This window comes from Kamptonema sp. PCC 6506, assembly GCF_000180455.1.
In the GTDB taxonomy this organism is placed as follows: Bacteria; Cyanobacteriota; Cyanobacteriia; order Cyanobacteriales; family Microcoleaceae; genus Kamptonema; species Kamptonema formosum.
In genome coordinates this window covers 1-12,273 of record NZ_CACA01000278.1, presented here as the reverse complement: position 1 = coordinate 12,273, position 12,273 = coordinate 1, and the positions used below count along the sequence as shown (strand labels likewise).

General features: G+C 44.3%; 3 protein-coding genes. 2 read left to right on the top strand and 1 reads right to left on the bottom strand.

Annotation, left to right across the window (positions count from 1 at the left end; genetic code table 11):
• Window positions 1-49 precede the first annotated feature (49 nt).
• Window positions 50-4,003: a PAS domain S-box protein gene (locus OSCI_RS15155; protein WP_007355887.1), complete on the bottom strand. Its 3,954-nt coding sequence runs from the start codon at window positions 4,001-4,003 to the stop codon at window positions 50-52.
• A gap of 451 nt (window positions 4,004-4,454) precedes the next feature.
• Here OSCI_RS15155 and OSCI_RS15150 point away from each other — a divergent pair, with 451 nt between their 5' ends.
• Both OSCI_RS15150 and OSCI_RS15145 read left to right on the top strand, forming a co-directional pair.
• A complete protein-coding gene (locus OSCI_RS15150; RefSeq protein ID WP_007355886.1) occupies window positions 4,455-7,550 on the top strand; it encodes a hypothetical protein in 3,096 nt (1,031 codons plus the stop codon).
• Window positions 7,551-8,394: 844 nt separating this feature from the next.
• The coding region (locus tag OSCI_RS15145) for a response regulator (protein ID WP_052638545.1) at window positions 8,395-12,273 on the top strand (3,879 nt) is incomplete at its 3' end.

Here is a 12,273-nt window from a genome sequence, read left to right as displayed (position 1 = left end):
TTTTAATTTTTTAATTATCTTTTCATGGTTAATCTAATCATTTGAAAAGTTATACTAGGGAATTGCTTTGAAGCAATTCGAGGATTTGCTCAAATAGATATTTGCTTCCCAGTTCAATCAAATATGCACCAAACTTTGACAGTGATGGAGGTAGTTTACCTGCGAGTTCAACAATTGCATAATCATTGCCACATACAGCAGCATCCTCTAATTTATCCAGCCATTCTTGAGGTAATGAGGCTAGATCTGTTGGAGCGATCAACTCTAACAAATTTTGCTGGGACAAGGATAAAGATACAGGATAATCATCTAATGTAATAGAAGGTTCCGCATACAAATATTCTAACCCTAAATATTCTCTCATCTTAATAAATAAAGTTTCCTCCCGGAAAGGTTTGCTGATATAATCGTTGCAGCCAGCCGCAAGGGCTAGGCTGCGATCGCTTTGTGAAGCTTGTGCTGTTAGTGCAATAATAATACCATTTTTATTCTCTTCCATTGCTCTAATTTGTCGAGTTGCTTCATAGCCGTCGAGCACAGGCATCCGAATATCCATCCAGGTCAAGTCAGGTTCCCATTCTTGCCATAATTTTACTGCCTCTTGGCCATTGGTAGCTTCCCGTATTTCCAAGCCTAATTGACTCAGTAATTTGATGATTAGCAATCGATTTTCTTGTCGATCGTCCACTACTAAAATACGCCGTTGTTTTTGACCAGGAGCTAGTCCTCTGACTATAAGATCGGTTTTATATGGGACAATATTAACTTTATGTATTGGGCAAACCGGGACGGTAAAGGTAAATGTACTACCTTGTCCGGGAGTACTATTCACAAAAATTTCTCCGCCCATAATTTCAATCAATTTGCGGCTAATTGTCAAACCTAACCCAGTACCATTTTTCGCCCTCTTTCCAGCCTGTGTCTGAACGAAGGCATCAAAAATGTTGTCAAGTTCTTGAGGGGAAATGCCTACTCCGGTATCTGTTACCTCAAATAGTAAACTGGTTTTAGGTGTTACGTTGGAGATTGTAGGATCTAAGTTGCTAATTTCAGGTGCTTCTAAGCCTCGAACTGTCAAGCTTGACTCCTCACTTCTGACGCGCAGTGTGATATATCCTAGATCGGTAAACTTCAGGGAATTACTCAGAAGATTGAGTAACACCTGACGCAATTTTTGGGAATCAGCAAGGATGAACTGCGGTAAATTTGGAGCAACGTCAAAATAAAGCTGAAGTTTTTTAGAGTTCACCCGTTCAGCTAACATATTTTGGAGGGAATGAAGCAAGGCAATTAAGTCAAATCCAGTTTCTTCCAAGGTAGAGTGTCCGGCTTCGATTTTGGAGAGATCTAAAATATCATTAATTAGACTCAGTAAATAATCTCCACTTCGACCAATAGTTTGTAAATCTTCCTTTAATTCTGGGGTAAGTGCGGGATTTCGAGCCATCACCTGAGTAAAACCTAAAATGGCATTTAAAGGAGTACGTAGTTCGTGACTCATATTTGCCAGAAAAGTGCTTTTTGCCAGATTTGCAGATTCTGCTGCTTCCATTGCTTGCCACAATTCAATTTCTCTGCGTTTGCGATCGCTGATATCTCGTACAATCTTTGATGCCCCAATAATCGCACCTTTTTTGTTCTTAATTAGAGAAATACTTACCGAAACATTGACTAACGTTCCGTCTTTGCGCTGCCGAACTGTTTCATAGTGAGGGATGCTTTTTTCCTGTCTAATTATTGTTAAAATCTGGGCTTCTTCGTCTACATAGTTTGGGGGAATTAGTTTTGTTATTGATTGCCCTACTATCTCTAGAGCTGTATAACCAAACATTCTTTCTGCTCCTGCATTCCAGCTTTCAATCACACCGTCTAATGACTTACCAATGATGGCATCTTCGGAAGATTCAACAATTGCTGCTAACTGAGAAATCGCTGCTTCGGTTTGTTGTCGCTCGGTAATATCAATCGCGACTCCTCCGACAAGTATTTGTCTTGATGTTTCAGGAAGTGGGAATTTATAAACTAAAAATTGACCCACAGTACCATCGGCACGAGGTGCTAATTCGATCGCTTCTAAGACTTGTTGGGTTTGGACAACCTTGTGGATATTATCAAGAATTTTATGGGCAAATTCTGATGAAAAAATCTCAAAAATTGACTTGCCAATAATATCAAGTGTTGGCAGTTTAAAGTTTTTTAAATAGGATTGACTAGCGTAGAGGATTACCCCATTTGTATCGCTAATCCAGGCAGCAGCCGGACTGTGATTCATAAATAATTGAAAGCGAGTTTCGCTTTGCTGGAGTGCTTCCTCAGCATATTTGCGTAAGCGAAGCTCGCCGTAGGCATCGCTAACATCCTTCATAAAACAGTGATGTCCTATAAACTGGTGTTGCTCGTCATAAATTGAAATCATCACTAATTGTTTATAGAATATAGACCCATCTTTGCGAATGCCTCTGGCTTCAACTTCTACTTTATCGTTTTGCTGCATTTGGTCATAAGCAGCAATCAGTTTATCCACATCATCAGGATGAACGGTTTGCTGCCACATCATCCCTAGCATCTCTTCCGGTTCATATCCTGCGGCATTAGCATAGGAGCGATTTACGGATAAATAACGTCCACTCTTATCCAATTTAGAAATGCCAGATATCGCATTTTCTAGAGAGATTGTCAATTCTTGAAGCTCAGCTTCTGCTTGCTTTCGCTCTGTAATATCGGTATGAGAGCCACTCATCCGAATGGCTTTACCTGCATCATCCCAAAGTGCTTGACCGCGATCTAAAATCCATTTGTAGTCCCCGTTTTTACAACGAATGCGATGCTCAGAAATGTAGAAGGGGGTTTTCTTGGTAAGGTGGTCTTGAACAGCCTGCACTACTTTTTCTCGATCTTCGGGATGTAATAGGTTAATCCGATCTTGGGGATACTTGCTATGTTCGCTATCTAGATAGCCTAGTATTTCTTTACATCGGGTAGAATAAAATATCTCGTTTGTTTGCATATTCCAATCCCAGATGCCATCGCTATTACCTCGGAGTGCTAGTTGCCAACGTTCTTCGCTCTCCCGTAAATTAGCTTCTATTTGTTGTCGCTCGACAATTTCCTTCTCTAATTGTTGATTTATTGTTCTGGCTCTGCGAGCATGATGCTCTGACTTTTGAGCTAAATAAACAGTTAGTGCTAATATCCAAACACCGCTCAATCCGCCAAATAAAATGACTTTGGGAAGAATAGAGTACTCATACGATAGCATTTTTGATGTTGAAAATATTTCGACTTCCCAGTTGATTTCGTGGGATTTCAGACTGAATTTTTCTGATGGCGATATTGGCGATCCATCACCACGTTGATAAATTAAATTTGTGCCTTCATGAATACGAATGCTATAGCCTGCTGGCAAGTGTAAAATGCGATCGAAGAGAGATTCGATTTGCAATATAATTTGAATGAAACCATTAAAATTGTTCTTAATAAATAAAGGAGTATAGATAGAAAAAATAGTTTCTCCTGGCTTGAGGGAAACAGCGGGAGTGATGATAATTTTACGGCGATCGCGCACACCATTGAGAGCTGCTAACTGTTTTGCCTCCTGACGCAGATATAAACTTTTTGCGGCTTCGTTTCCAGTTTTGGGGAGAATCCAACGCACTTGTAGAGATCGGTCAACCCAGGCGATCGTTTGATAGCCTTCAAAATCCCTGAGATAGCTAGCTGCATCGATTTCCCTTTCGGATTGAGAATTGCCCCAGTGAATCTGCCATCGCGTTGCCATGCGCTTTAATGCGTGAATCCGAGTTTCGAGTTCAGCAGTTAAATCGTGCTTAACCGCATTGGATTCTGCTAGAGTCATCTGCCGAATATAAAACTGTTCCTGCATTTCAGCTTGTTGCCACAGCCCTAAAACAGCGATCGAGGCAACGATCCCAAGCAACAGTGGTGTCCAATGTCGTCGATCGAGCCTTCGGGCAACCCATTGATACCAATGTTGCTGTTTCACATTACTACCTCTTAAATTGTTGCTAGCTGTAAATCTTAATTAACTAACTTTTGAACGGCATTATAGTTATTAATCTTAACTATAATAGCAAATTAGAAAAGACTCGATAAATTTTTAGTGCTGGCGATTGTCCTCTCTAGTTCAAAAGTGAATCTAATTGAGAAAAAATGAGACTATTTAAAACAGTAATTGACATCAAAAATTGACAGCCACAAGTGTTCTCTCTCTTTTAGCCTACTGTTCCCCTCTCAAATGTCACTTAGCATAATTATCTCAATTGTGACAGCCAGCCGCAGACATATTTTAATTCTTCAGACTGTAGGGGGATGTTTTATCTACTAAATCCGAAGATGCTTAGGAGCAAGGACTCTGATAGCGGAAACTATACATCTGCTACTCGCGCCACCTTAAAGAAAACTGCGCGAACCCATCTTGTGATGAGGGATATACTATGTATCAAAATTTGCCAATAAATCTGGGACTCTATCACTTACCATTCTCGCTCGCCCAAACTCAAACAGAGCAAGGTATTCAGACAGTAGAAGACGCAGCGCTGCTTTATTCTGGGCCGCAATTTTTTATTGCTTTGATCGCAGGAGTTGTGCTGGCTTGCGCCTTCCAATTGCTGCTGACAAATCTTTCTGTCGCCGCCGGTCTTTCCTACTGGGGAAATCAGTCAAGCGATTCTAACTCCGAAGGTGAAGGCAGTCCCGTCCGCCATATTGGATCGAAAGTGGGGACTTGGACGCTAATCACAGTCAGCGTTGCGCTCTTTTTTGCCTGCTTGCTGGCTGTAAAACTCAGTCTGATTCGTAGTGTGGGTTTAGGTGCAATTATCGGCTTAGTAGTCTGGGGAACTTACTTCTCCATGCTCGTGTGGGTAAGTTCCACAACCGTCGGCTCTTTAGTCGGTTCCGTTGTCAATACTGCGACTGCTGGCTTTCAAGCAATTGTTGGCACTGCCGCCGCCGCCTTGGGTGCTAAAGCTGCCAAGGATCAAGTCGTAAGCACAGCTAGAGCCGCCGCCGCCGCTGTTGGTCACGAACTAGGGAGCGCGATCGACCCCGTGACTATGCGGGAAACAGTCGAAGATTACATACAAAAACTTAAGCCACCAGAATTAGATTTCCAGGCGATTCGGGGGGAATTTGAAAAACTGCTCAATGACCCGCAACTAAAAGCGATCGCGGGTAGTGAAAATTTGCCTAACCTCGACCGTCAAACCCTTATAGACTTAGTTAGTTCCCGCACCGACTTATCAAAACGCGATGTTAATAAGATCGTAGACCAATTGCAAGATGCCTGGAAGCAAGTAGGGAAGCAAATGCCGGCCAGCGATGGCATTGGTCAATTAGTAGACTACTTCAAATCGGCAAAACCAGGGGAACTGCTCTCGGATAAACTTTCGAGCCAAATCGAAGGGGCGATCGGCAAAATCAGCCCCAACCAAGGTCAAAATTCCAGCATGATGTCCCAAGCCGGCACAATGGCGATTAATGCCTTGATGGGAGTAGTTTTGGGCCGTACAGACCTCTCGGATCTGGATGTGGAAAAAGTTGTCGGTCAACTTAAAGCAGCCAAGAACAAAGTAACCGACCAAGCAGGTAAAGTCAGTCATCAAGTCAAAGGCGAACCCGCTGAACCCTTCAGTCCCATTCGCGCTGATGTAGAAAACTACCTGCTCAACGCTTACTCCTGGCAGATGAACCCGCAAACCATAGATCGCGACTTTCGAGAAGCGCTCTATGACCCCACCGCCGATCCTAGAACAGTTCGTCAGGATTTAGAGAAACTCAAAAAGTCCTACTTCGAGGAACTGCTAGCTAGTAGAGGTGTCTTTACTCAAGCCAAAATTAAAGAAATCGCCAATCAGCTCGAAGACGTGCGGCTGAAAGTTTTGCATACAGTTAGGCTTGCTGAAGAGCGAGAAAAAGCTCAAGAGTTGCGCTTCCGCGTGGAAACTTACCTGAAGTTAACCCCCAAGGAGGAACTTACCCCCGAAGGTATTGGTCGCGATTTCAAGGCATTGTTGGAAGATCCAGACGCATCTTACGAACACTTGCGCGATCGCCTTTCTGTCTACGATCGCGATGCCTTAGTACGGCTACTCAGACACCGCGAAAACATCGGCTGGCACGAGATAGATCCGATCGTCAAGGAACTGGAAAGAGCGCGGGATGTCGCCTTAGCAGATGCTAAAGGTCTACAAGAAGCTGCCCAAGCTCGTCTCGATAATCAATGGCAAAGAGTACAGGAATATCTGCGTTCTACAGGTAAAGAAGAACTCAACCCTGAAGGCATCAAACGCGACTTGCAAAAGGTGCTGGATGACCCAGAATTAGGAATGTGGGCGCTTAGGTCTAGAGCTTCCCATTTTGACCGCGATACCTTGGTGAAACTGCTATCTCAGCGGCAAGACTTGACTGAAGATCAGGTCAATCAAGCGATCGATCAGGTCGAGTCAGCTTGGAGTAGCGCAATGCACGCGCCGAAAGCCATTGCTGATAAGGCTAAGGAACAGTACGACTCAACAACGAGCGCGATCGCCGATTACCTCCGCAACACTGGCAAGGAAGAACTCAATCCAGAAGGGATTAAGCGCGATTTGAGTAAAATGCTCGCAAATCCCAAAGAAGGAGCCTTAGCAGTACGCGATCGCATCTCTCACATGGATCGCGACACCCTGGTAAAACTACTTTCCCAGCGCCAAGATTTAAGCGAAGAGCAAGTCAATCAAGTCATCGACTCCGTACAAGAAACCATCAACTCCGCCATCAAAGCGCCCCGCCGCTTGGCGAAGCGAGTGCAAGCACAGGCGCGAGATTTCCAAGGTACTTTGCAAGATTACTTGCGGAACACTGGCAAGGACGAACTCAACCCCGAAGCCATCAAACGCGACTTGCAACTATTGTTGCATGACCCCAAAGTAGGGGCTCAGAGTTTGGGGGAACGACTCTCTCACTTTGACCGCTCTACCATCGTCGCCTTGCTCTCCCAACGCCAAGACATTTCCGAAGCAGAAGCCAATCGGATTGTCGATCAAATTTTGTCAGTGCGCGACCAATTCGTGCTGCAAATCCAGAAAATACAAGAGGGAGTTCAAGCCGCGATCGACACAGTTTTAGATAAAATTCGCGATTATCTCAACTCTTTAGATCGGCCAGAACTCAACTATGAGGGCATCAAACAGGATGTCCGCACCTTATTTGACGACCCACAGGCGGGATTTGACGCATTACGCGATCGCCTCGGCCAATTCAACCGCGATACCCTCGTAGCGATTATCAGTTCCCGCGAAGACATCTCCGAAGCCGATGCCAATCGCCTCGTAGACCAGATCGAACGAGTTCGCAACACTACCCTACAACGAGCCGAACGCTTACAACAACAAGCCCAACTCCAGTTAGAAAGCATCAAGCGGCAAGCTGAACACCAAGCCGAAGAAACCCGCAAAGCAGCCGAAGTTGCCTCCTGGTGGCTCTTTTTCACCGCCCTCGCTTCTGCGGTAGCATCAGCCGGTGCAGGGGCCTTAGCTGTCATCCGTTAACAATTGGACTTTAGCTAAATCAACTTGAAAAAGCCTCTCAGCCGAGAGGCTTTTTTTGTGTTGTATAACAGAAGGCTGAAGGCTAAACGCTAAACGCTAAGAAATTTAGTTATCGCAACCACCACAACGCTTAGGACACGAACGATCGCCGAAACCCTTTCTATTATTACATTTTCCTCCTGCCCCCTGCCTGCTGCCTCCTGCTATAGAGCCACCTCAAGGAGTTAGGGACTAGAGGCTAGGGGACTTCGGGGTGCAGTTCGACAAGCGTGCGACTGAGCGCTCACGGTCGAAGCCCTTGCTATCTGCTGGGATTGGGCGAGATCGCCGCCCCTGAGTAGTAAATCAGGTTTAAATAGTATGTTGGGTAGATACTAGGCTAGGTGTAAGGAAGTGAAACCCAACCCACTATCTACAACTCTAGTTGAGTAACACTAGCACTCGACCCAACGTAGAAATGTTACTACTTTATTTGGCTCTCCCTTGGCTGGAACCAGGCTAAATAATTTTTTGCTTCACACTTGATGCTGAGAAAACACAGATAATATAGCAGAAGGCTGAAAAATTTAGCGATCGAGAAGGGCTGAAGGAAAATGCCATAAAATTAATAATAGTTTCAGGGATTAAGAACGTCATCACCGTCTTGGCGGTTGCTATCAGTCATAGATCGTTGCTCACACATGACTTGCGAGCAGAGGAGCAACGGAGTACAGGAGAATAAAGCTTTGGGTGAAAAGAGTTGCTTAATAACTCATAATTCCCCACCTACCCACGCCAAAAGTTAACAACTAACCACCTTCTTCCCTCTTCCTCCTTCCTTCTTCCTTCTTCCTTCTTCTTTCCCATGAATCTTCGCAAAAAAACACTATTAATAATCGGCGCAGCCCTCCTCAGTTTAATTGTCGTTCTCTGGGCTACTGCATCAACTATCTTGCTGCATGACTTTAATAATTTAGAGGCTCAGTATGTCCGCCAGGATGTAGCGCGGGCTTTAGATGCTCTTGATGACGATCTATCCCACTTACAGGCAAGCGCTCAAGACTATGCCGAATGGGATGATACTTACGCCTACCTAAAATCACCTAACGATGAATATATCAAGTCCAACTTCGTAGATGCGACCTTTATCTATTTAAGACTTAACTTATTGCTAATTACCGACAACGAAGGTAACATAGTTTTTAGTAAAGGATTCGACCTAAAAACAGAAACTCAAATCCCTATTCCAGATAGCATCAAAAAATATCTAAGCGCCGACAGCCTTCTACTTAGTAACAACAAAAATTCAGCCGAGAACCCCACAATTCCCTCTGCTAAAACAGGTATTATTCTTCTCCCCGAAGGCCCCGTACTGATTGCCTCTAGGCCTATCCTTCCTAGCGAAGCCGTCGCACCACCACGCGGAACACTGATTGTAGGGCGCTACCTCAACGACACTGAAACGAGGCGTTTAGCTGAACTTACACAGTTATCTGTAGATTTTAAATTACCAACCTTAAGTTTTAAATTAGGGCGTGTCAATGCCGATATTGCGGCAGATCGCATTTACAAAATACCTGAAAATCTGCGGTCGAAAATCGAAAACCTCCAATCCGCAGACATACTCATCGAACCCCTAAGCGACAACTCAGTAGCCGGATATGCTCTAATTCGCGATATCTTCGGCGAATTGGCTTTGTTGCTACAAGTCAACGTACAGCGAGTAATCTACCAGCAGGGTCAAACTACCCTACGGTTATTTAACTCATCCCTATTATTGCTAGGTATAGTATTCAGCGTTTTAACCCTGCTGCTGCTAGAAAAATTAGTGCTATCTCGCCTATCAGACTTGAGCACTAGCGTCAGTAGCATTGCCGCAAACGGCGACCTCTCCATGCGCGTACTCATGCCGGGAAAAGATGAATTATCAAACCTAGCCGAGACAATTAACGGTATGTTAGAAGCCTTGCGTAATTCTCAATTTGAGCGCGTAGAAAGCGAAGACCGCTATCGCTTGATGGCAGAAAACTCTACCGACATGATTACCAGGCACGACCCCAAAGGGATTTTTCTCTATGTTTCTCCAGCCTGCCATGCTCTGCTCGGTTATGAACCGGAAGAACTGATCAAAGGTGTACCTAATGATTATTTTCACCCAGAAGACTTAGAAGCGATCGCCAAAGCTCATTCCACAGTTCTAGCACTCCCAGTAACTTACACCGTCAGCTACCGCATCCGTCGCAAAGACGGTCAGTATGTCTGGTTTGAAACCACCAGTCGCGCCATTCGCGAAGCGGAAACAGGGAAAATTCAAGAAATTATTGGTGTTTCTCGCGACATCACCGAACGCAAACAGAGAGAACAAGAATTGCGAGAGAGCGAAGCCTCGATTCGGGCATTGTATCAAGTAACTTCCGCTCCTTATACCGATCCAATTAATCGTGTCTCTACCTTCGATCAACGCCTCCAAAATTTACTAGCAATGGGGTGCGAACAATTTAACTTAGAATTTGGCATTTTATCTCATATTGAAGGCGATGACTATCGAGTAATTGCCGTTCAGTGTGCAGACAACTCCATTACTAAAGGGCAAATATTTGATTTAGAAAAAACCTTTTGCGTTGCTACGGCAATGGCACAAGAACCTCTATATTTTGAATCAATTAGGTTTTCAGGCTTGTCCTTCGCTTGCAGCGATCCTGCCTTTAATATTGAAGCTTATATGGGAACGCCGGTTATAGTATCAAGCTTAGTTTATGGCACCTTAAGCTTCTGGAGTCCTAACTCTCTGAACGAACCTTTTAAAGCAGTAGATAAAGAACTTTTAAAACTGATGGCCCAGTGGGTGGGTGGCGAACTAGAACGACAGCAAACGGCGGTAGATTTGGCGCAAGCCCGCGACCAAGCTCTCGCTGCTACTAGGGCGAAAAGTGAATTTTTGGCAACTATGAGCCACGAAATTCGCACTCCTATGAATGCAGTAATCGGCATGACTGGTTTACTTCTCGATACTTCGCTTACTAATGAGCAGCGAGATTTTGTAGAAACTATCCGCAGCAGCGGCGATGCTTTGCTAACGCTAATTAATGATATTTTAGATTTTTCCAAAATTGAATCTGGCAAACTTGATTTAGAGGAACATCCCTTCGATCTCCGAAACTGTATTGAAGAATCTATTGATTTGGTCAGTGCTAGAGCTGCGGAAAAAAATCTAGAATTAGCTTATTTAATTGAACCTTCTGTGCCGAGTACGGTAGTGGGAGATAGCACCAGATTGCGACAAGTTTTGGTAAATTTGCTCAGCAATGCAGTTAAATTTACTGCGACAGGAGAAGTGATAGTCTCAGTTATAGCTCGCAATATCCCTGCTTATAATATTAATAATTCGCTGTTGGCTAATGGTCAACAAGAACAATTAGAGCGGAGCAATGAACAATTAGGAATTATTAAACAGTATGAAATTATATTCGCTGTCAAAGATACTGGCATCGGCATTCCTCTGAACCGAATGGATCGGTTATTTAAATCTTTTAGCCAGTTGGATTCTTCTACAACACGCCATTATGGAGGTACAGGTTTAGGCTTGGCAATTAGCAAGCGCTTAGCAGAAATGATGGGCGGGAGAATGTGGGTAGAAAGTATGGGCGGGTCTGCCGGAACTCCACCGGAGGATTTTCGCGCTTCAATTTTTGATTGGAGATTTCAGGAAACTGCGGATAATTTCAAAGATTTTGAGGGTGAGAAATCCAATAATTTAAAATCTAAGTTATCTAATTCAAAATCTACAGGTTCTACGTTTTATTTCACTGTTAATGCTCTGTGCGACCCCAGTTATTTAACACTTAATTTGAACAATATTCAACCACAATTAGCTGGAAAGTGGCTGCTAATTGTGGATGACAATACTACTAACCGCCAAATTCTGACGTTGCAAGCTCAGTCGTGGGGAATGTTAGTCCGTGCTGGTTGCTCGGCTAGCGAGGCTTTAGATTGGCTATCTCAGAAAGAGCAGTTTGACGTGGCTATTTTGGATATGCAAATGCCGGAGATGGATGGATTGCGATTAGCGGCGCAAATTCGTCAACACCCAAATTGTCAAGATTTGCCTTTAATAATGCTGACTTCTATGGGCAGACAAGAGGCTGCGATCGGCAATGATTGCGAGATTGAATTTGCCGCGTTTTTGAATAAGCCAATCAAACAATCTCAGTTGTACAATGTTTTAATTAATCTATTTAGCGACCAACCTGTTGTAGATGGATGGGCGGGTAATAATGGGCAATGTTTGCCAGAAAATATACCTCTACTTGCGGAACAATATCCCCTACGGATTCTGTTAGCTGATGACCATTTGGTGAATCAAAAGGTGGCTTTACAAATTTTGCAGCGGATGGGTTATCGCGCTGATGTAGCGGGGAATGGTAAGGAAGTTTTAGAGGCTTTACGTCGCTTGCGTTATGATGTGGTGCTGATGGATGTGCAGATGCCAGAAATGGATGGCTTGGAAGCTTCGCGCCGGATCTGTGCAGAATGGCCTCCGGGTTTGAGGCCGCGAATTATTGCGATGACGGCGAATGCGATGCAGGGCGATCGCGAAGAGTGTTTGGAAGCTGGCATGGATGACTATGTAAGCAAGCCAATCCGCAGAGCACAACTTGTGGAAGCTTTATCCCAGTGTCAGCCTCGAATAGCGGTAGAGGGAAAAGATGGAGGAGCGGGGGAGCGGGGAAGAGGTAAATCCTCC